Source organism: Pedobacter sp. SYP-B3415, assembly GCF_004138205.1.
Classification (GTDB): Bacteria; Bacteroidota; Bacteroidia; order Sphingobacteriales; family Sphingobacteriaceae; genus Pedobacter.
In genome coordinates this window covers 1-21,992 of record NZ_RXNQ01000014.1, presented here as the reverse complement: position 1 = coordinate 21,992, position 21,992 = coordinate 1, and the positions used below count along the sequence as shown (strand labels likewise).

General features: G+C 45.5%; 20 protein-coding genes. 15 read left to right on the top strand and 5 right to left on the bottom strand.

The window, feature by feature from the left end; all coding sequences use genetic code 11:
* Positions 1 to 16: 16 nt before the first annotated feature.
* Genes EJV45_RS08150 through EJV45_RS08090 form a run of 13 tightly spaced genes read left to right on the top strand, consistent with a single transcriptional unit; the run spans position 17 to position 12,032 of the window.
* Entirely contained in the window at positions 17 to 1,369 is a 1,353-nt protein-coding gene (locus EJV45_RS08150) for an oligosaccharide flippase family protein (protein ID WP_129715183.1), read from the top strand.
* 3 nt (positions 1,370 to 1,372) lie between these two features.
* Positions 1,373 to 1,990 (top strand): DapH/DapD/GlmU-related protein, encoded by a 618-nt coding sequence (locus EJV45_RS08145; RefSeq protein ID WP_129715182.1) that lies wholly within the window; start codon positions 1,373 to 1,375, stop codon positions 1,988 to 1,990.
* A gap of 32 nt (positions 1,991 to 2,022) precedes the next feature.
* Positions 2,023 to 2,616 (top strand): acyltransferase, encoded by a 594-nt coding sequence (locus EJV45_RS19685; protein WP_305037027.1) that lies wholly within the window; start codon positions 2,023 to 2,025, stop codon positions 2,614 to 2,616.
* Positions 2,613 to 3,503 carry an NAD(P)-dependent oxidoreductase gene (locus EJV45_RS08135; RefSeq protein ID WP_129715180.1) on the top strand — a complete coding sequence of 297 codons (891 nt, stop codon included), beginning with the start codon at positions 2,613 to 2,615 and terminating at the stop codon, positions 3,501 to 3,503. Before EJV45_RS19685 ends, EJV45_RS08135 begins: the two co-directional genes overlap by 4 nt.
* The gene (locus EJV45_RS08130) at positions 3,482 to 4,621 is read left to right on the top strand and encodes a glycosyltransferase family 1 protein (RefSeq protein ID WP_129715179.1); all 1,140 of its coding nucleotides are present in this window, start codon (positions 3,482 to 3,484) and stop codon (positions 4,619 to 4,621) included. Before EJV45_RS08135 ends, EJV45_RS08130 begins: the two co-directional genes overlap by 22 nt.
* 33 nt (positions 4,622 to 4,654) lie before the next feature.
* Positions 4,655 to 5,629, top strand: coding sequence for a glycosyltransferase family 2 protein (locus EJV45_RS08125; RefSeq protein WP_129715178.1), 975 nt, complete (start codon positions 4,655 to 4,657; stop codon positions 5,627 to 5,629).
* Positions 5,630 to 5,640: 11 nt separating this feature from the next.
* Positions 5,641 to 6,315, top strand: a complete 675-nt coding sequence (locus EJV45_RS08120) for a cytidylyltransferase domain-containing protein (protein ID WP_205942348.1) — start codon at positions 5,641 to 5,643, stop codon at positions 6,313 to 6,315.
* A complete protein-coding gene (locus EJV45_RS08115) occupies positions 6,312 to 7,247 on the top strand; it encodes a phosphoglycerate dehydrogenase (protein WP_129715176.1) in 936 nt (311 codons plus the stop codon). The genes EJV45_RS08120 and EJV45_RS08115 overlap by 4 nt, the downstream gene beginning before the upstream one ends.
* Positions 7,247 to 7,987, top strand: coding sequence for an SDR family NAD(P)-dependent oxidoreductase (locus EJV45_RS08110; protein ID WP_129715175.1), 741 nt, complete (start codon positions 7,247 to 7,249; stop codon positions 7,985 to 7,987). The genes EJV45_RS08115 and EJV45_RS08110 overlap by 1 nt, the downstream gene beginning before the upstream one ends.
* Positions 7,988 to 8,033: 46 nt before the next feature.
* Positions 8,034 to 9,308, top strand: a complete 1,275-nt coding sequence (locus EJV45_RS08105) for a hypothetical protein (protein WP_129715174.1) — start codon at positions 8,034 to 8,036, stop codon at positions 9,306 to 9,308.
* Positions 9,305 to 10,192 carry a glycosyltransferase family 2 protein gene (locus tag EJV45_RS08100; protein WP_129715173.1) on the top strand — a complete coding sequence of 296 codons (888 nt, stop codon included), beginning with the start codon at positions 9,305 to 9,307 and terminating at the stop codon, positions 10,190 to 10,192. The genes EJV45_RS08105 and EJV45_RS08100 overlap by 4 nt, the downstream gene beginning before the upstream one ends.
* A 23-nt stretch (positions 10,193 to 10,215) precedes the next feature.
* On the top strand, positions 10,216 to 11,004 hold the full coding sequence (locus EJV45_RS08095) for a 6-hydroxymethylpterin diphosphokinase MptE-like protein (protein WP_129715172.1): 789 nt from the start codon (positions 10,216 to 10,218) through the stop codon (positions 11,002 to 11,004).
* A gap of 5 nt (positions 11,005 to 11,009) precedes the next feature.
* The gene (locus tag EJV45_RS08090) at positions 11,010 to 12,032 is read left to right on the top strand and encodes a lactonase family protein (protein WP_129715171.1); all 1,023 of its coding nucleotides are present in this window, start codon (positions 11,010 to 11,012) and stop codon (positions 12,030 to 12,032) included.
* A gap of 14 nt (positions 12,033 to 12,046) precedes the next feature.
* On the opposite strand, the gene EJV45_RS08085 is transcribed toward EJV45_RS08090, so the two are convergent.
* The 3 genes from EJV45_RS08085 to gmd form a co-directional block, all read right to left on the bottom strand.
* Positions 12,047 to 13,123: a mannose-1-phosphate guanylyltransferase gene (locus EJV45_RS08085; RefSeq protein ID WP_129715170.1), complete on the bottom strand. Its 1,077-nt coding sequence runs from the start codon at positions 13,121 to 13,123 to the stop codon at positions 12,047 to 12,049.
* Between the two features lie 64 nt (positions 13,124 to 13,187).
* Positions 13,188 to 13,937, bottom strand: a complete 750-nt coding sequence (locus tag EJV45_RS08080; RefSeq protein WP_129715169.1) for a WecB/TagA/CpsF family glycosyltransferase — start codon at positions 13,935 to 13,937, stop codon at positions 13,188 to 13,190.
* Positions 13,938 to 13,944: 7 nt separating this feature from the next.
* Complete coding sequence (gene gmd / locus EJV45_RS08075; protein ID WP_129715168.1) at positions 13,945 to 15,057, bottom strand: GDP-mannose 4,6-dehydratase; 1,113 nt, start codon at positions 15,055 to 15,057, stop codon at positions 13,945 to 13,947.
* A 349-nt stretch (positions 15,058 to 15,406) separates the two neighbouring features.
* Between gmd and EJV45_RS08070 the strand changes: the two genes are divergently transcribed.
* Positions 15,407 to 16,933 (top strand): capsule assembly Wzi family protein, encoded by a 1,527-nt coding sequence (locus tag EJV45_RS08070; protein WP_129715167.1) that lies wholly within the window; start codon positions 15,407 to 15,409, stop codon positions 16,931 to 16,933.
* Positions 16,934 to 16,971: 38 nt separating this feature from the next.
* Positions 16,972 to 18,447 carry a hypothetical protein gene (locus tag EJV45_RS08065; protein WP_129715166.1) on the top strand — a complete coding sequence of 492 codons (1,476 nt, stop codon included), beginning with the start codon at positions 16,972 to 16,974 and terminating at the stop codon, positions 18,445 to 18,447.
* 279 nt (positions 18,448 to 18,726) lie between these two features.
* On the opposite strand, the gene EJV45_RS08060 is transcribed toward EJV45_RS08065, so the two are convergent.
* Both EJV45_RS08060 and EJV45_RS08055 read right to left on the bottom strand, forming a co-directional pair.
* Positions 18,727 to 19,794 (bottom strand): branched-chain amino acid aminotransferase, encoded by a 1,068-nt coding sequence (locus tag EJV45_RS08060; protein WP_129715165.1) that lies wholly within the window; start codon positions 19,792 to 19,794, stop codon positions 18,727 to 18,729.
* A gap of 114 nt (positions 19,795 to 19,908) precedes the next feature.
* A complete protein-coding gene (locus tag EJV45_RS08055; protein ID WP_129715164.1) occupies positions 19,909 to 20,874 on the bottom strand; it encodes a tryptophan 2,3-dioxygenase family protein in 966 nt (321 codons plus the stop codon).
* Between the last annotated feature and the right edge of the window lie 1,118 nt (positions 20,875 to 21,992).

The window sequence follows — 21,992 nt, the reverse complement described above, 5'->3', positions numbered from 1 at the left end:
GTCCAAATTCGATAAGTTGAATAAGATAAAAAAGATACTGAAACTACAAGATGAGAAAAGCATTGTTGTTATCAAGAACGTCTTTTTCTCATTCTTTATCAAGGGATTGAATATTGGTGTAAGTTTTCTGACAATTCCACTTGTTCTGAGCTTTTTGACGCCTACCCAGTATGGCATTTGGCTTTCGCTGACCGCTATTTTTGGATGGTTCGCTTTGTTTGACCTTGGGTTCGGGAACGGGCTCCGCAACAAACTTACTAAGTCATTAGCTACAAAAAATCATGAAGAGGGAAAGGTTTACGTATCGACTACTTATGCCTTTGTAGGTGCAATATTTGGTGCACTGCTGATCTTGTTTGTTGCTGTAAGTCCATTAATTGACTGGTACAGAGTTTTCAATGCCCCGATTCAGATGGCTGAAGATTTGAACAGTGCTGTTCAGTATTCGATCAGCTTACTGTTTCTTCAATTTATTCTTAGGCTAGTTAATACAATTTTGCTCGCTTTTCAGCGTTCTGCCATGGCTGACTTTACGAATGCCATGATTCAACTATCTATCCTGATCGGGCTGTTTATCGTAAAGGAGCTGGGATACAATTCCTTGTTTTCTGTTTCTGTTGTTTATGCATCTGTGCCAATTGGTGTATTCCTGATATCAAGTATTCTGTTGTTCTCCGGACCTTTTAAGCTGATCAAACCATCGTTTAACCATATTAAGCCAGCATTTGCAAAAGGCTTGCTGAGCATTGGCCTGAATTTTTTTATTATCCAGGTGGCAGCGCTGATCCTGTATGCGTCAGATAATTTCATCATTGCCCAGTACTTTGATCCTGAACATGTTACCACCTACAATCTTGCATATAAATACTTTGGCGTTACCAATATTATTTTTACAATCGTGCTGGCTCCATTCTGGTCAATGACTACGAAAGCAGAAGTAGAGGGCGATTATTCCTGGATAAAAAAGGCAGTCAAAAAACTATTGTTTATATGGCTCGGCCTGTTTGCGTGCCAATTAGTCCAGCTTGCGGTCTCTGTGCCGGTCTATAAACTTTGGACCAGAAGTGCTGTGACCGTGCCACTGCAACTCTCAGCCGTTATGTGCCTTTACTTTTTAGTTATGAATTGGGGTGTCATATTTGGCAATTTTTTGAATGGGGTTGGCAAGGTCAGGCTACAGCTTTACTTCTCTGTCGCCGGAATGATTTTGAATGTTCCGCTGGCTATGTTTTTTATTAAAGGCCTTAAGCTAGATATAATCGGAGTACCATTGGCTACAATCTGTACTATGCTGGGCGGAAATGTCATTGCCACTATTCAGTATAATAAGATTATCAAAAAACAGGCAACTGGTATTTGGAACAGATAAGTTATGATGAAATCGCTGCTCGTTTCTATTATTCGCCGTATCCGGCTTCATAAACTCATCGCCTTGGCGAATGAAGCTGATATGCGTGAGCGTGCAAATTCTAGTGTTTACAACAACGGGGGTACATTTTGGGATGGTGCCCGCGTTCACAATGTGCGCAACGACCGATCGTCTATCGTGATCGGTAAAGGCACGTTCATTAGTGGAGAACTGAAGACGCTTCACTATGGCGGGCAGATTAGTATCGGCGATAATTGTTTCATTGGTCCATCATCCAAGGTCTGGTCTGGTGAGCGCATCTCAATTGGAAATAACGTCCTGATTGCACACCAGGTACATATTATCGACACGACATCGCACGAGATAGACCATCAGGAACGGGCTGCCTCGTTTGTACGTTATATTCCGAATGGCGGAAATTACCTTGAGAAGGGGAATGTTCAAACCGCTCCCATCCGGATCGAGGACCATGTTTGGATAAGCTTCAACTGCATTATATTGAAAGGCGTTACCATTGGCGAGGGTGCAATTATCGCGGCCGGTAGCGTGGTAACGAAAGATGTGGAACCGTTTACACTTGTCGGAGGGAACCCGGCTAAACCCATAAAAAGACTGAGCTAATGATTGGGCGACTTATCTCTACCATAAAAAAAATGCAGCAGGCGAAAATGCTGAAGCTAGCCAGCCACTATGGCGTAATCGGCAATGCACATTTGCTGTCTTCGTTTAAATTATCACTGCAAAATCCTTTGCAGAATAAGAAGTACCTGCGGGTCGGAGACGATACCGTCCTCGACTGCAAGGTGACATTTGAAAGTACGGGAGGTGAATTGATTATTGGCAACAGAACCTATATTGGCAACAGCCACCTGATTGTAAGGAACAGGGTGGAAATAGAAGACGATGTATTTATAGCATGGGGCTGTTATGTGTACGATCATGATTCTCACTCGCTGGATTACCGCGACAGGCAACAAGATATCAGCCAGCAGCTGGATGACCTCCGGAATGGACGAAACTTTATTGCCAATAAAAATTGGGATGTTGTCAACTCGAAGCCAATAAAGATCTGTTCGCATGCCTGGATTGGCATGCACGCGATCATCCTGAAAGGCGTGACTATCGGGGAAGGAGCAATTGTAGGTGCTGCCAGCGTGGTGACAAAAGATGTAGCACCGTGGACCGTCGTAGGAGGCAATCCCGCCAAACTAATCAAGGAAATCCCAGAAGAACTCAGAAAGAAATGAAGATACTAGTTATTGGCTCGGCAGGATTTATCGGTTCTCATACCAGCAGGTTTTTCTCAGCAGATCACGAAGTCTGGCGTGCAGATGTTGTGGAAGACCATAGTCCTAACTATTTCAAGCTTGATCTGGAGAATACCGACTTTAATTCGCTCTTTGAACGCGCGCAATTTGATGTTTGTATTAACGCCAGCGGAAATGGCAGTGTTCCGATCTCACTGAACCGTCCTCTCTTTGATTTTGAGCTGAATGTAACCAACACCATTAAGATCCTGGATGCAATTAGAATACACAACGACCGCTGCAAATACATCAATATGTCTTCTGCCGCTGTTTATGGAAACCCGAATCAATTGCCTGTTTCAGAATCTGTTGAACTCAAACCTTTGTCGCCCTACGGCTGGCATAAATTGTATGCGGAGCAAGTATGCCGTGAATATTATTATCTCTACAATATTCAAACGATAAATTTGCGCCTGTTTTCGGTCTTCGGAGAAAACCTGCGCAAGCAATTGTTTTGGGAAACATTTCAGAAGACGCTTCGCTCAAAGAAAATTGAGCTGTTCGGTTCGGGGCGGGAAACGCGGGACTTCATTTATATTGCCGATTTGTTAAATGCCATTGAATGCATCATCGACCGGGGTCTGTTTAACGGCGAGGCAGTAAATATAGCTTCGGGACAGGAAACGACCATTGCAGAAGCGACTGAAGTCTTTTGCAACTTGATCGATCCCACAATTGAGGTCGTTTTCAATAAAATTGTAAAACCCGGCGATCCGCTTAACTGGCGGGCAAACATAGACGTTTTGAAAAGCTTCGGTTTTGAACAGCGGTTCTCACTCAAAGATGGTTTACAAAATACAGCAAAATGGCTAGCAGAAAACAAGTAAATATTCTCTTCCGGCACAATGACAATTGGATCGGCGGTACCTATTACATATTGAACATGATCCGTGCGCTAAAATTGCTTGCAGACGAGCGCCGCCCCCACCTAAATGTTCTGTATTCAAAAGGGTCGCCGCTTGACTTAATCAGGGAGATCGACTATCCATATGTCACTTATATAACCCTTGACCTGCAGTTGTCCTTCTTTAAGAAAGTGGTTAATAAGCTCTCTAAAAGGATTACCGGCCGTACGCCTTTCAAATTTACGCTGCCTTTGGCAGTAGCAGAGAATGTGTATCCTTTGAAGCCGAATATTTCTGATGAGAAGATCAAAAATGCTTATTACTGGATCCCGGACTTTCAGGAACATTATTACCCGGAGTTTTTCTCTGCATTGGAGCGGAAACTGCGTAAACAGGATCACCTGCAGCTTGTTCGCTCCAACAGTTCGATCGTCTTCAGTAGTCAGAACGCGCTAGATGACTTTGATCGATTTTTCCCCGGGAATAAAAATGTGAAGAAAATTCTTCGCTTTTCGAGTTTTATCGGCACTTCATACTTAGAGCTTGATCCAGACGCCCTATTCAGCAAGTTCGGGATCGAAAAGCCTTATTTTATTGTGTGCAACCAGTTTTGGAAGCACAAAAATCATTGGGTCGTGCTCAAGGCATTGCAACTACTTAAAAGTACGACCGTCAATTATCAGGTCGTTTTTACTGGAAAGGAATACGACCACCGTAATCCGGATTATGTAGATGGATTGAAAGCCTTCATAACCGAAAACGGACTGTCTCATTTTGTTAAATTTTTGGGTTTTATAGACCGCGACGAACAGTTGCTTTTGATGAAACAGTCGGTCGCGATTATACAGCCTTCACTTTTTGAAGGCTGGAGTACCGTGATAGAGGATGCGAAGGCACTGGGCGCAAAAACGATTGTATCAAACATTCCCCTGCACCGTGAGCAGATTGTACAAAACTGCCGGTTTTTTGATCCTGAGAACGCGTCTGAACTTGCAGAGAAGATAAAAGATACGCTGGGCGACCAAGCGCCTGCCCAGTCAACCAATTATTCAACAGATCAGGAGCGGTTTGCAAATGACTTCATTCATTTGTTTGACTAATTGGCCGAGCCTGTAATTAATTAAAGCAACACCATGAGCCATCCAACTTGCAGCATCATCATCAGATCCTTCAACGAAGAAAAATTTATTGGGAAATTGTTGCACGGTATCAACGCCCAGTCGATCAGAAATCAGATTGAAGTTATACTGGTTGATTCAGGGTCTACCGACGATACCGTAAAGATTGCCCGCGAATTCGGTGTACGGATCGTCAACATCAGACCGGAAGACTTCTCATTCGGACGCGCACTTAACGTTGGTTGCCAGGAAGCAAACGGCGACTTTTTGCTGTTTGCCAGCGCACACGTTTACCCGCTTTACACGGATTGGGTTGAGAAAATGGTCGCTCCTTTCAAAAATGAGAAGGTTGCGCTTGTCTATGGCCGACAGGTAGGGAATGAGATTACCAAATACTCAGAAGAGCAACTGTTTAAAAAATGGTTTCCGGCGACATCTTGTTACGAACAGCACATACCCTTCTGCAACAATGCCAATGCGGTTGTCCGGAAAGTCCTTTGGTTTCAGCAACCCTATGATGAACAACTTACCGGCCTGGAAGATCTGGACTGGGCTACCAAGATCCAGAAGCAGGGATACATTATTGCCTATGAAGCCTTTGCCCCGATCGTACACGTGCACGAAGAGACACCGGCGAAAATAAAAAATCGCTACAGGCGAGAGGCGATAGCGCTGAAAAACATCTATTCAAAGGAAAAATTTTCGTTCTGGAGCTTCATCCGGCTTACAATAAGTAATATTTGGTCAGACGCATTGCATGCACTGCACGATGGAAAATTTATCAGGGAGATTGGATCAATCGTCCAATTTCGATCACTCCAGTTTTGGGGAACTTACCTAGGATACAACGGCAATTCCCGGCCTGATGAGACTCTTCGTATGCGCATGTACTATCCGAACGATTTCGCGAAGATCCTCTTCAACCGAAGGAAATCTAACGCCGATACCGGATACGGTGAGAAAATTGATTACGCAAATTTAGAATACTAAAATATATGTCATTGAACAAGATAACAGCCATTGTCCCGATGCGGCATTCAAGCGAGCGCGTACCTGGCAAAAACTACCGGGATTTTGCTGGCAAGCCACTTTTTCACCACATTGTTCAAACCCTTCTCGACTGTGAGCAGATCGATCAGGTTGTGGTAGATACAGACAGCCCAACTGTACTTGAGCAGACCGCCCAACACTTTCCGAAAGTTCTAGCCCTAAAGCGGCCAGAGCACCTGCGTGACGGAGCTATCCCAATGAACGATGTGCTTCTAAATACAATCAATCAGGTTCCTTCTGAATTTTACCTGCAAACGCATAGCACCAATCCAATTCTGACTGCGGCCACGCTCAGCGCTGGTATTGCGAAGTTTTTAGCCTCGCAGCCCATGTTTGACTCCCTTTTTTCGGTTACACGCAAACAAGTGAGGTTTTGGGATCAATTGGCCAGACCGATCAATCACAATTCAAATATCTTGCTTAGGACGCAGGACCTTCCTCCTGTTTATGAGGAAAACTCCTGTTTTTATCTGTTTACGAAAGAGATCCTAGAGCGCAAACACAACAGGATAGGTGACCGTCCATTCATGTATGAAATGCCTGAAGCGGAAGCACAGGATATAGACGTGGAATTGAATTTTATCATGGCAGAATTATTATACAAAAAATTAAACAACCTTATATGAAAGTACTGATTACCTGTCCACCCATGCTGAGGGCGATTGATCAGCTTAAACATATCTTCGAAGAAAAGAACATCGAACTGGTTTTGCCAAATGTGGTGCAGGTTCTCACGGAAGATGAACTGATCGAACTTGTTCCAACAGTCGATGCCTGGATCATTGGGGACGACCCGGCCACTGAACGCGTATTTACAGCCGGAAAGAACGGAAGGTTGACGGCAGCTGTAAAATGGGGTGTTGGTGTAGACAATGTCGACTTTAAAGCTTGCGAAAAACTTGGAATTCCGATTCAAAATACACCAAGAATGTTCGGAAATGAAGTAGCAGACATGGCGCTTGCTTACTTTACCGGCTTGCTGAGAGACAGCTACCTCGTTGACCGCGAAGTACGGGCTGGCAACTGGATTAAACCTGCGGGAATTAGCTCTACTGGCAAAACAGTAGCACTGATCGGCCTTGGAGACATCGGGCTTGGTGTTGCAAGGAGACTGAAAGGATTCGACAGTACGATTAACGCATACGACCCCTTTACCTCCATTACACCCGAGCAGGCCGGTGTTGACCAGATCCTGCACTTTCCTGAACGTCTCGGCGATGCGGATTTTGTGATCGTTACCTGTGCACTTACACCGTCGAGCTTTCATATGATCAATGCTGAGAGCATTGCAGAAATGAAAGATGGCGTCAGGATCATCAATGTAGCGCGCGGCGGACTCATAGATGAGCCTGCATTGATCGATGCATTAAGTTCAGGAAAGGTCAGCGCTGCAGGGCTGGATGTTTTTGAGATTGAACCGCTGCCTGCAGACAGCAAACTGCGACAATTTCCGCAATGTATATTGGGTACGCACAATGGCTCCAATACAAAAGAAGCAGTGCTCAGGGCAAGCTACCGTGCTATTGAACTACTATTTGGCTTTTTAGATATTAAATAATGGATACGAAAAAGACGGTATTGATTACCGGTGTGCTTGGTGGTATTGGCAGCCAATTGGCCAAAACCTTCAAGGAAAATAATTACCGGGTAGTGGGTCTGGACATTGTAGACCAGGAAACTCAACATTGCGATGTCTTCATTAAGTTCGACCTCCACAAATATTGCACAGACGGCAGTTATAAAAAGGAAATGGAAGAGTTGTTTGACCGGGAGATTCCAGAACTGTTCCTGCTGATCAACAATGCAGCTGTACAGATACTGAGCAGCGTTGGAGAAGTGAAGCTGGAAGATTGGAACCACACTCTGAATGTAAACCTGACTGGGCCGCTTATGCTCAGCCAGTTTTTTCTGCCAAAGCTCGAAAAATCGATCGGCTCGATCATCAATATTGCCAGTATTCACCAGCAATTGACAAAGAAGCGTTTTGTTGCCTATGCAACGTCTAAGAGTGCGCTCGTAGGCCTAACCAAGGCGATGTCAGTCGATTTGCAGGGCCGTGTTCGCGTGAATGCCATTAGTCCTGCCGCGATAGACACGCAAATGCTGCGTGATGGCTTCGATAATGACGAGGCAAAGGTCCAGCTGCTTAATGAAATTCACCCGAGCCAGCGTATCGGCAAACCTCAGGAGGTGTCTCAACTAGCCTTGCTGCTTGCAGAAGATAAGCTTGGCTTTATCAATGGGGCAAACCTGAAGATAGACGGGGGCATCAGCAATGTCCTCAAAGATTTGGATTAGCACAACTAGGCGAGAGAAAGCAGAACGGAACTGATATAAACCATACATGTTAAAGAAGAAGTCGTTTTATTGGGTTACTCTTGCATTTCTTTTGATTTCATCAAAAGGGTCGCTCCTTTTCTATGATGACATCTTTTGGTTTTTACTTATTCTTTACATCATCTTTATTGATCCGAAGAACGTTATTCGCTCTGCATCAACAAAGTTTTTTGTGGGGACCTCATTGGGCTTTCTGGCGCTTTCTGTAATACAATACCTGCTGAACACGCCTGATTCGCAATATCTGGTCAGCAACATTCTTTTCCTTTTTAAATATATCCTGCTAACCTATCTAGTCGCCAACTTTTTAAAGCACCGCTTGATTGATATGGTTGTCCTGGTCATGCGAGATCTTGCGTATATCGGGCTGGCTTTTTTTGCATTGCAGCTGATCAGTTTTGATACTGTATTTTCAGTAGCCAGTTCAGTGACCTCGCTTTATACGAAAGCCAATCCGGACCCCTCTACCAAAAACCTCCTCGTATTTAATCTCAGTACCTACCATAAGATCAGAAATTCGGGGTTTGCGTGGGAACCCGGCGCTTATGGCTGTTTTCTTGTGCTGACCCTTCTGCTTTCCCTTATCCGCGATAAATTTAAGCTGGGAAAAACGCAGTACCTGTTCCTGTTTTCTATTCTAACAACGTTGTCTACAACAGCATACCTTGGGTTGCTTGTCGTTATCGTCTGTTACCTGCGGGCGCGTAAAGTAAAAATACTGACCATGTTGCTTTATATGGTCCCGGTGCTGATCGTTGTAATGAACGTCTCCTTTTTGTCCAGCAAAATCCAGAGCCAGATTTTCAATGACCTGGACATGATCGACAACTTATCTACGCGAAGCGAGTTTTATTCGAATGAAGGGAGCAAGATGCCCTTGAACCGATTTGCCAGTATGATTTTTATAACCACTCAGTTTGGATACAAACTGATCTGGGGCATGAGTAATAAATATGAAAACTACTTTATACGCGAATTTGCAGTTAACCTGTCTAACGGCGACTTCGATCTCATTGCCAGGTTTGGTCTGATTGGTCTCACGTTCTATCTGTCAAGGGTTTGGGCCTTTTTTAGGGCCATAACAAACAGGGAAATGGCATTTTATAGTATTTTCACTTTACTTGTACTGGGCTACGCAGAAAATATCCTGCTGCTTCCCTTTTTTCTAATATTCATTTTTGCAAAGAAGACGTACTTTGTCTATGTGGTACACAGGGGTGCCAGATTGGTCAGTCAGGCACATGATACGACTAGCACGAATACGTTGAGTTCGACCACATGAAGATCGCCATCGTTATTCCGACATTTAATAGGGTAAAATTACTTGGTAACCTGCTTAACCAGCTCTTCAGCTATGGCAGCGCGTCATTTCAGCTGCATGTGATTGTAGTGAATGATGGCTCAACAGACCAGACTCCTGCGCTCCTCAATCAGATGAGCCGTCAGAACCTTAGCGTTATTGAGGGAGACGGGAACTGGTGGTGGACCAAAAGCTTCAATACAGGAATGGTTTTCGGATTCAATCAACTGCAGGCCGACCATGTAATATCCTTTAACGACGATGTTGAAATTTATGAGGGCTTCTTCGAGCAACTGAACCAGGTTGTAGGGCAACTTACGCAACTTCATGGCAGCCGGTTTCTGTTTAATATCGGCACAAAGAATATTGCTACAGGGCAATACGAAGATCTGGGTGTTGTTAAAGATTATAAACGGCCGTTCCGGGTCAGAAAGAACACCATCAGTGATTTTACCGGCAACCAGGCATTTATTCACGTAAATCACAATCACGGACGCGGCATGTTCGTGACCCGGGCACTTTTTGAAACCATCGGCGAGATGGACTATCAGCGTTTTCCGCAATACCTGGGCGACTCTGACTACGGCCTGCGGGCAAATAGAGCAGGATTTACCCAATATTTTACCAGGACACCCTATTTAATGAGCTTTGTTGAACTGACAGCTAAAAGCAAGTATGAAAAGGCCTATTCACTAACCAACTTCTATAAAAGGATCACTGACAAGTACTCAGACACCAACCTGAGGGTGTTCTACGATTTTAACCGGAAACATTTCGGAGGCCTGCAGTTTTTGAACGTGATGCTGGCCGATATTATAAAAATAAATGGCGGTTACCTGAAACGGTGGCTGGCCTCAAAAAAATAACCCTAAAATTAAAGATAAAGCTCATGCGTTTTAAATTAAGTGAAATTACACCCGGCCGTATTGTCGAAGCAATAAGCCGGAGAGTTAAAGGACTTCCAAATGCAATGGCATGGCAGTCTGCGTCAGACATGAAAGATAAGATCCGGTCTTTCCACAACATTCACAAGGGACAGCGGTGCTTTGTCATTGCCAACGGGCCCAGCCTGAAACATACTAACCTGAGTTTGTTAAAAGATGAGTATTCAATCGGGATGAACCGCATCTATTTGCTGTTTAACGAAACGTTTAAAACCACGTATCATGCAGTCATTAACGAGCTGGTTATTGAACAGTTCCGGGACGAACTGGCCGAACTGGAATGTACCAAGTTTATCGACTGGAAAAAGCGCGATCTTTTTAAAGGTACAGATATGAATATGCTTTATATCTCGCAGGCGCTGGATGATGGTTTTTCAGCAGACCTGAGCGAAAAAGTATATAGCGGCGGAACGGTTACCTACGTCTGCCTGCAGCTGGCCTATTATATGGGTTTCTCTGAAGTGGTATTGATCGGACTGGATCACAGTTTCAAAGATAAAGGTACGCCAAACAAGACCGAAGTGCGATCAGGAGATGACGACAACCACTTTCACCCGAATTATTTTCCAAAGGGTGTAAAATGGCAGTTGCCCGATTTACTGCGGTCTGAACTTGCGTATGAAAAAGCCCGTAAAGCCTTTGAAAAAGATAACAGAAAGATCATTGATGCGACCATAGGCGGGCATTGCACTGTATTTGAAAAAGCAGACTACAATTCATTATTTTCGAAGTAATTGGTATGCAACGGTTTTTAATCGGCTGTTACACCGACCTCGATGCACAGGGTATCCATGTTGCAGAACTGAACGGCGATGGCGCGCATATCCGGATTTCCAGATCGCTTTCCCTGCCAAATCCATCGTATCTTGCGGTTTCGGGCAACAAGGTTTATGCGGTAAATGAGAATCATACCACAAACGACCAGGTTTCTGTTGTTCATTTTGATCCAGATCAACTTGAACTCCAGACCTTGCAGACGCTTCACTGCGGCGGATCTGATCCTTGTTACATCAGCCTGGCCGGCGATGCACGGCATGCGTTTTCAGCTCATTATAGCGATGGGAGCTGGAGCGTCTTCGGCATTGACCAAAATGGCTTGTTAACCGGACCTGTACAGTATTTCCGGTATTCAGAACCTGGAAAATCCAGTCATGTTCATGCCGCCGTGCCCGGTCCGGAAGGTGATACGCTGCTGATCGCAGACCTGGGCCTAGATCGGGTACTTGTGTATTCTTATGATGTGTTGAACGACAAGATGCCTGTTGCCGATCAGCCTTTGAGTTCGGTCAGCTTTCAGGCTGGTACTGGCCCCAGGCATATCATTTTCTCGCCTGACGCGCGTTATGCCGCAGTGTGTGGCGAACTAAACGGCAGCCTGCATATATTTGAATGGGACGGCAGCTCATTGCGGCTTTGTGATATGAAGATGTTACAAGAGCCCGACTTTAATGGCAAAAACAGTGCAGCCGAGATACATTTTTCGGCAGACGGGAAATTTATCTATGTTTCGAATCGGGGAGATGCCAATCAATTGATCGTATTCTCATTTGAGGACGGAAAGGCAACTCTGGTTCAGCGGATATCGTCAGGAGGACGGACGCCAAGGAATTTCGCCATTTCACCAGATGGCAAATACCTGCTGGCCGCACACCAGACAACTAATGACATCATCCTCTTTAGTCGGGACAGCAAAACAGGGCTATTAAGTCCTGCCTGGGTTAAATTAGAAGTTCCCGCACCGGTCTTCCTTAAATTTATCTGATAACAGAAACACCTCTAGCTAAATTCAGAACCATAGTTGTTCTGTAAGCCGGATACAACAGTTTTGATCTCCTGTTCGCTGCCTTTTGGATAGATCAGCAGGGCATTCCCTTCATCAACAACAATGAAGCCGTCCAGTCCTTTTATGACCGCAAGTTTATTGGGCTGGATGTGTATAATACTATCGCGCGTTTCCGAGACATGGACGCGGGATCCGCAGAGTGCATTGTTGTCGCTGTCGCGCTGGCTTGTTTCGAATAGGGAGCCCCAGGTTCCAAGATCAGACCAGCCAAATTCTGCAGGGATCGTGTAGACGTTGTCTGCACGTTCCATGATGGCGTAGTCAATTGAGATATTTGGCGATTTTGGATAATTTTCCGCAATAAAACCTGCCTCCTGCCCCGTATTGTATATTTCTGTTCCGCTCTCGAACATCTCAAATAGTTCTGGGGCATGGCGCTGTAACGCAGAAAGCAGCGCCGAAGCATGCCAGATGAATATACCGGCATTCCATAAATAATTTCCTTCCTGCAGAAAGCCTTTGGCAGCCTCAAGATTTGGCTTTTCTTTAAATTCTTCTACTTTAAACAGTTCGTTATCCTGATCTGGCTGGTACTTTATGTAACCGTACCCAGTATCAGGCCGCGTTGGGTTGATACCCAGGGTAACAAGCGCATCATTATGGCTCGTGAATTCGAGTGCCCGGCGTACCTTGTCAAGAAAAATTTCAGGGTAGAGGATAAAATGATCTGATGGAGCAACGACAATATTAGCGTCCGGATCCAGCGCCGATAGCTTAAAAACTGCATAGGCAATACAAGGAGCAGTGTTATTTCTACTTGGTTCACAAATGATCTGCCCACCAGATATACAAGGTAACTGTTCCTGAATAATATCACGGTATTGCTCATTGGTTACGACGAATATGTGATCAGCAGGGCACAATTGTTCAAACCTTTCAAACGTAAGCTGAAGCAGGGATTTGCCGATACCTAAAATGTCTATAAATTGTTTAGGGAAATTATTGCGACTTTTCGGCCAGAAACGGCTACCAACACCGCCGGCCATAATCAAAACGTAGGTATTCTTCATGTTCAATTTAAAGTATTCCTGACATCTCTGCGGGTGAAAGCTCCGCATATCAGCCAGGCCAGCACTAGTTTCTTTTTTTTGCAAGTTCTTTTACCAGAAGATATAAAAACCAAGTGTTTGTTTTAAAGTAGCGTTTAAAAAGTCTTTTCGGTTCCTGACACAACCTGAAAAACCATTCCAGGCTGTTCTTTTGCATCCATTCAGGGGCTCGTTTTTGCAGACCAACCAGAACCGGAAGCGCACCGCCAACGCCGACCATCACCGCCGGAATCTTTCCCTTCATATCGCTCATCCACCTTTCCTGCTTAGGACAGCCCAAAACAACGAACACAATTGCCGCACCTGATGAAGAAATGGCAACAGCGGTCGCCTCTTTTTCATCCGGTGTAAGGGGTCTGAACGGAGGGGAATAAAGACCCGCGATCGTCAAGGTTGGATGGTTTTCGCGGATATAAGCCTCGACACGGTCGAGCATAACCTGAGAACCACCGTAGAAATAGACACTAAGGTTGCGTTCTTCAGATTGTTTCAAGAGCCGGGGGAGGAGACTCATTCCATCTACGCGGTCCTGCTTCTGGTTATAGAGGAGCTTGAAACTATTGGCCAGGGGCATTCCGTCTGGAGTGACCAGATCGGCCGTATTAACAATATTTTGGAAATCTTTCGACTGATGTGCCTCCAGAAGCATGTGGACATTAGCAACGCAGACATATGACGACTTACGCGCTTGCGCCAGAGCTAAAATCTCTTCGAGAAACTGGTTGTATGTTCCTGAAGAAACATCAATCGAAATGATTCTTTTTTTATCGAGCATGAATGGATTACTCGTACTGGTTTTTAACGGTGTAACCAGATTCCAGTAACATCTTCTCTTTTGTGAAGTGGTTAACATCAGACTCCATCATGTCTTTCACGAGGCCGGCAAGGTCATATTTTGGTTTCCAATTCAGTTTTTCGTTACATTTTGTCGGATCACCGATCAGCAAATCCACCTCTGTTGGACGGAAATATCTGGCATCAACGGCAACGACCTCTTTCCCGACTTCGATTTGATATTTGTCGTTCGAGCACGATACCACGTAGCCACGTTCTTCAACCCCCTCGCCTTTGAATTCCAGTGTGATACCAACCTCAGAGAAAGCCATTTTAATAAAATCGCGAACGGTAGTCGTTACGCCCGTTGCAATAACAAAATCCTCAGGAGTTTCTTGTTGCAGGATCAGCCACATGGCTTCAACGTAATCTTTTGCATGGCCCCAGTCTCGCTTGGCATCCAAGTTTCCAAGGTACAATTTATCTTGAAGTCCGAGTGCAATCTTGGCTGTTCCGCGGGTGATCTTCCGGGTAACAAAAGTCTCTCCACGGAGAGGGCTTTCATGGTTGAACAAGATTCCATTACAAGCATACATGCCGTAAGCTTCCCGATAATTTACCGTAATCCAGTAAGCATACATCTTAGCAACTGCATATGGAGAACGGGGGTAAAAAGGTGTCGTCTCCGACTGTGGAACAGCTTGCACTAACCCATAAAGTTCAGAAGTTGAAGCCTGATAAACCTTTGTCTTATTTACTAATCCAAGGATACGAATAGCTTCAAGAATTCTTAAGGTACCAATACCATCGGCATTTGCAGTATATTCAGGTGTTTCAAAGCTTACTTGCACATGACTCATCGCTCCCAAATTGTATATTTCATCAGGTTGTACCTGTTGAATAATTCTGATAAGATTTGTCGAGTCGCTAAGATCTCCATAATGCAGTACGAATCGCACATTACTTTCGTGGGGGTCTTGATATAAATGGTCAATCCGATCCGTATTGAAGAGTGAACTTCTGCGTTTTACCCCATGAACTTCATAGCCTTTGCTGAGAAGAAGTTCTGCCAAATACGAGCCATCTTGTCCGGTAATCCCTGTAATAAGTGCTTTTTTCATGAAAACGAGGTGTTTTAGTATGTGATATTAACAAAAATTTAATAGTAGGTACAAACCTGTGTTGGTATTCGGGTGCAAAGATAATTCATTTAGAGAGATTTAGGTATTCTTGCATGCGTTTCGCATCTGTACTCCGAAAAATACCCACTAGGAGGTATTTTTATACGCTATGACAGCGCATTTTTACTGTTGAGCGCTTAATTTAAAGCCTTAAGATTCAATAAATCACTGTTTAATCTTATTCAGAAATTATTGAATTACTGCACTCTCATTTAATGAAGCACGGAAACCAAATGAAAAAAGCCGATATTAGGCTCGAAAAATCTTTGCTACATGTTAAGCATATGTTATGAAGCAACAATTTAATGATGCGAGTCATTCCCTATCCAAAGTCAAGATGACAAAATCTTTATGTTTTGCGACCTTCGTTCTTGCTATCGCTCTATTAAGTAGCCAGATGACGTTGGCACAAAATGATAGTTTGAACAGATATGACTACAATATAGAACTTAGAGCCGGAGCGACTTCCAACGACCAAGTCCCATTTTGGTTGCGAACAAATCAATATGGCAGCCGTCCCAGTGCTGGAGCATCGGGAGGGCTTATTTTCGGAATTCGCCATCGATATGCTACTGACAGCATAAAAAAAACTATCGACTGGAGAATGAACTTTGAGTCTCGGCTGAACATTGGTCGTGAAAATGAATTTCAAATTATAGAAGCCAATATTGAGATGCGTGCTAGCATTTTCGAACTTAGCCTCGGCAGAAGTAGGGATTTGGTAGGTATTGCGGATTCAACACTTTCATCCGGATCCTTTTCAATTTCGGGAAACGCAAGGGGCATTCCAAAGCTTGAGCTTTCAATTCCAACATATTGGACGTTGCCTTTTGCTAACAAATGGTTAGCAATCAAGGGAGATTTTAGTTACGGTTATATGGGTCAATATGATATCTTCACCCGAACACCTCGCTATGATCGCGAACATGTATTCAGTCATCAGAAGTCTTTCTATCTTAGAATTGGCAAGCCAGGAAAGAGGTGGGCACTTTCAGGCGGTTTCAACCACAACGTACAGTTTGGTGCTGAAAAAAACCAAGATCCTAATTGGGGCCTGTCCGGATTTGAGACTCTTTGGTATGTTGCGAACGGACAAATGTATAGGGGGTCGAAGGTAGGTAATCACCAGGGTTCGATAGATCAAGCTATTGATTATGATTTCGAAAACGTTCACGTGATGGCATACCATCAATTTTTTTATGAAGTTGGTGGACTAATACACTTCAACAACCTGAAAGATGGATTATTTGGTATTTCACTTCGAAATAAAAGACGCAGTTCCGAATGGGGTTGGAATAAAGCCGTTATAGAGCTTTTCACTTCAAAAAGTCAGGGTGGGGAGCTTGATGCGAAAATGACGCCTTCTGGTGACGAGGATTACTATAATAACTATCTTTATTTTCAGGGCTGGACATATCAAGGCGAGAATCTTGGTAATAACTTTTTAACAAATGCAAAATACATCAGGCAGGACTTACCTCATAGAGATAAGGAGTATATAAAGAACAACCGTATTTATTTGGTGCATCTAGGGTTAGACGGTTATTATAAATCGTGGAATGCTCAGATTAAAACGTCTTTTTCCAGAAATTTTGGTACATATGCGATCAGCCCTGAAGGCACTACTACTGGACCGAACCGTGTTATCGGGCCACCACCATATTTTTCAGCTGTAAATCAATTTTCAGGATATTTGGAGTTGAACAGAGATATCAAAAGACTTGGCGTCAACGTCGGCGGTGCTGTAGCTGTAGATAGAGGAGGTCTGCTATATAATTCTGTTGGCGGGTATCTAAAGATCTCTAAAAGGCTATAAGCGAGTCACATCCGTTACCAAGCCAAGTGGTCTGTCGCATGAAAAAAGTTAGGTTGATGCTTGGAGACATAAAGCTGGTTAAACCGTATACATTTAACGTAGCCGTACTTTTGATCGCGCACTTGTGCGGGTTGGTGTGTAACGGTCAGCCAATCCCTCAAATGAGGACGTTTTCCCAACGCGCAGTTTATCGTAAAATGCCCAATGGTGCCCCCCGGTATCAGGATATTATTTTTTCGAGTCGTTTTCCGCATCCAAGTTCGAAAAGTGATGGTCTGAATACTTTCAAAAGTGCAGAAGCTTTTTTTGCTAGTCGGTTAGAGTGGGTATATGCATGGGACAAGTCTTGGATAGCTACCGCTAAACGCAGGGGTTACACATTTGGGGGCACACTAAATGCGATGCTTCCGGACGAAATTGACGGACATGTCAGACATCGTGGACGCATTTTAGATTCGATTGGCAGGCTAGTTGAAGCACCTTGGATGAGAGGCTGGGGGACCTATTGGGGATGCGTAAATAGCCCGGAGTATAAAGCAATTTTTCTGAAGCATGCAAAGGCGCTCGTTGATGCTGGTGTAGATTTCATCCAGGTTGATGATGCAAAAATAAATTCGGCCGCCCGACGATGGGGTGGCTGCCATTGCCGACATTGCAAGGACAAAGCCGCCAAGGACCATAAGACAATACACGAGATTCAGGATGAATCTGTAGTCGAGTTCTTTGTTGCGATGCGTAAAGAAATCGATAAATATGCGGGTCGTCATGTGGCTATATCATCTAATAATCCAAACGGCGACTGGAGTGCTCCCTATAATCTATTTGACTTCGGCGTAGCGGAGCTAAGTGACGAGTCAGCGCTGCCTGGCATGCTGTATGCTAAATTCAAGGCGGCGGAGGTTCTAGGTAAAGCACAAACATTCACTTATGTATCAGCCAACGTCCAAAAAACTAGAAAGGTAATCGCCTTGAGTTATGCCTCGGGAGGTCATGTTATTGTACCTTGGGACGTGTATCTGAAATCAACACCTACGGGTGCGATTCGATATTATGCCAAGCCCGAAGACTTTTCAGATATTTTTGGACTGATCAAGGCAAACGCGTCGGTATTTAACCAGCACGAGGAGGCAGCAGTTTATGGAGCGGAACTGATCAAAGCAACAAATGATCAAAAGCCATTGTTGATAACGAATGGCGGGAGACAAGTCTATGCTTTTGTCAGAGCTGTTCCGAACGACGCAGATGCTCAAATTGCGATCCACCTTGTTGATTGGGCTGATAAACCTGAAAAGTTTACTCTTGTGCTCGACTCGCGCTACCTGCAAAAAAACAGAAGATTTAAGTTTCAACTGGCTACCACCTCTCTGTATCCACGTGTTTCGTCCGCGGGCAGCAAAGATTCGAAACATTTCTCTAACAGAGTTACCATATTACCCAGGCAGAATGGAAATATGCTTCATTTTGACATCCCTGCTGTAAATCCATATACTCTCCTTATAATAACTCCTTTTTGATCATTGGCCCTTCGCATGTTTTATAGGAAGACTTTAAATCTGCCTCCTAAACCCGATCGCAGCGGCAGCCCCGAGGTACGAGGGCTATAGCGGAGAGCGGGACTGCACCGCGTTTAGTGCGGCGGAGCTTGCTTTTCAAACCGATAGCGCGTACCTTTCCTTTGAGCAGACATGCCGCTTGATGCTGGGTTTGTTTTTCGTGCTTCTGTAATCGCCAATGGCAAAAAAAATCCGCGAACAACACACGCTGTTCACGGATTCTCATCTTTTTATTCCGTTCTAGTCGATGATCCAGTTCCAGCCGTGGCTGTCTTCTGAAAGACCGTAGCGGATGTTGTTCAGTGTTTTGGCGATTCCGTTTGATACATGGCGGCCTGCCGGGTCGCTCAGTTGGTAGAGTTCACCTTTGTAACCGATCTGGCCGATGTGGGTAACAGTTGCTGCGGTACCGGCGGCAAAGGCCTCGGTCAGGCTTCCGTTTTTGATGCCTTCGATTACTTCGTTTACCGAAATGCGGCGTTCTTCCACCTCGATGCCTTGTTCCCTGGCCAGGGTAAGGATGGTATCGCGGGTTACACCATCAAGAACGGTGCTGCGAACCGAAGGGGTAACTAGTTTGCCGTCGATCACGAACAGCAGGTTGGCTGTACCGGCTTCTTCGATGTACTCGTGCGAAGTGGCATCTGTCCAGATCAGCTGGTCAAAACCTTCTTTCTGCGCTTCGGCAAAGGGATAAAGGGAGCGGGCGTAGTTGCCGGCAGTTTTTGCGTAACCAACGCCGCCATCGTCTGCGCGGGTGTATTCGTCCTCGATCTTTACCTTCAGCGCGTTGCTGTAGTAAGGGCCGGTCGGGGTGGTGAGCAGCGCAAATTTATAACTGTCTGATGCGCGCACGCCCAGGTAAGGGTCGGTGGCGTACATCACCGGGCGGATGTACAGGGAATAATTTTCCTGCGCAGGCACCCATTTTTCATCTATTTTGATCAGCGCGGCCAGTCCCTGCATAAAAATTTCTTCGGGAATGGTTGGCATGGCCATACGAACGGCCGATTTGTTGAAACGGTCGAGGTTTTTGTTGGCGCGGAACACACTGATGCGTCCGTCGGGCAGGCGGTAAGCCTTCATGCCTTCAAAAATGGCCTGGCCATAGTGGAGCGCTGAAATCGCCGGACTTGTAGGAATTGGTCCGTAGGGAAGAATCTGGAAGTTTTTCCATTCGCCATCCTCAAAGTCGGCGGTAAACATGTGGTCGGTAAAAACCTTACCGAAGGGCAGCAAAGAGAAGTCGGTCACGGTTAACCGGGTCTCTGCAGCTGGGGTGATACTGATTTCTAGTGTGTCAGTCATGGTAACGGGGTGTAAGGCAGGCAAAATAAGAAAAATTACCCGTTTTTGCAGCGCACGAAGCCGAAAATCACACGTTTGGGTATTGATCAGGCCGGCATAAAGGGCATCAGCGGTTTAGCCGCGGCGCATATCGGCCAGGGTTTGCATCACCCAGCCGCGGCCCCATTCTTCCTGCTGCTGTTCGGTCCACAGGAAAGGGTAGAAAATGCGTTTCTGGAAACGCGGGGGCAGGTATTTCTGCCAGTTGGTTCCGCCGGTGGCGGCAATATCGACGGGATCTTTTTCAAGGTAACGCACGGCCGATTTGTAGTGCGAAAGCGGCCACTCCACATTCACGTTGAGGTCGAAAAGGCGCAGCTCTTTTTCCAGTTCGCTGAGGTCTTCGCTGCCGCGCGATTTCAGCCTGCGGTACAGCGCGGCGAGGTTGTTGTGCTGCCGGTCTTTTGCCAGCTGCAGAAACTGGGCGGCATACTTGTCGATAAACTGCCGCAGGGTGAGCGTTTGTTTGCCGGAGCTGAGCTCGGTAGCGCCCGATTTCCAGTAAATGTTCTCAAACTGTTCTTCGATGGGTGCCTGGGCGAGTTTTTCGCGCTGCTCCTGCGCAACGAGGCGGATGAAGTCGGTTGCCGAGATCTCGATCATGCGGTATTGTCCGGACTGGAAGCCGCTGGCGGGCAGCAGCGACATGCGGAATTTTAAGAACTGCTCCTTTTCCATGCCCTGCACCATGACCTCGAAGGAGGTGGTCAGCGCTTTGAAGTAAGCGTTGATGCGGCGCATGCGTGCGGTGAAAAAGGCGGCATCCAGGTCGGGTTTCTCAGCCAGCTGTCTGCATTCGTGCAGGCTCAGTTTGAAATACAGTTCGGTAATCTGGTGGTACATGATGAAGATCTCTTCATCTGGAAAGGGCGTCTTCGGACTCTGGAGGCTGAGCAGCGTATCGAGGTGGATGTAGTCCCAGTAGGTAAGGAAATCGGCGTACAGGAGTCCGTCGAGGTAGGAGCTCATGTCCTGCCCCATGGCGGTGTACTTTTCCTGCAGCTGGTTCAGTTTTTCTATGATCCCCGGTGTCAGTTCCATAAAACGAAGGTAGGGATTTTGGGAAAGTATTTAGATATGCGTAGTTGGTATTGAGACAGTATTTAGATGTTCGTATTTCGTATTTAGGCTTGGCGCCCCAGGTCCTGACTCATGATTCATGGCTCGTGGTTCGGCTAGCGGTCTTTCGTCCGGGTTCTTTTTTCTTTGGCCTCATTGAGGGGTTCTGTGCTCCCCCGTCGTCATCCCGAACGCCAGCGGAGCGCGGAGGGATCCCCCTTGTATGATCGCTTCAGCTTGCAATTGTGTGCTACCAGATACATAATTCTGTTACAATTGCTTTGAGGAGGCACCACAAAACGGTCGCCACTACCTCTTCGCAGGAGATCCCTCGCCGTTGCGATCCCGGAAGGAGGGGATTCCGCAAACGCGCTTCGGGATGACGGCGTGGGGGAATGTCGGTGGGGCTTGGCAAAGGAGTTAGGCGCACACTCATGACTCAGTGTCGTTTGGGAAAATTTTATAGCCTTCGGTTTTCAATAAATCTGAAACTGTTATATCGGACCGCTCACCGCCGCGGGGGCTCCTTCTTTTTCTTGGAAAAGAAGCAAACCGCTCCGGCTGTGTATCTCTTCTTGCATAAAAGCATCAAAAGTCCGACGGCGGCGGGAAAAGGCCCGGATTACCTCTGCGCCATTCCGTTCCGGGCTGGTTCCCCTCCTTGGTTTCTCCCGACCTCTTTAAAACAGTGCAAGACTTTTAATACTTTTCTGCGGCGAGAAGATACAAGGCCGGTTCGCACCTATCAGTGGCAGGAAGCAGGCAAAACCGTCATCAAAACTACCGCCTGTACGTAAAACCCACAAACATAAAATTCAAGGGGTGCTTGATTCAGAAGACTCATGCAAATACTGTTTTGAGACTGCTTAGAAGGATTCTATTTCATTCAGCCAATTCTTACCGGACAACAATGACTCATGATACATGGCTCAGTCTTTTCTCCATTTTCTTTAATCTCATTGATGGGTAGGCACCTGTATGTCCCTGATATAAGTTGCCCAAAAATGGGAACAAAAATTATGAGAACACAAGGAAAAATAATCAGTACACATCGGGTGTATTCGCAGGAATTTAAGCGTGAAATTGTCGAAGCCTTTGAG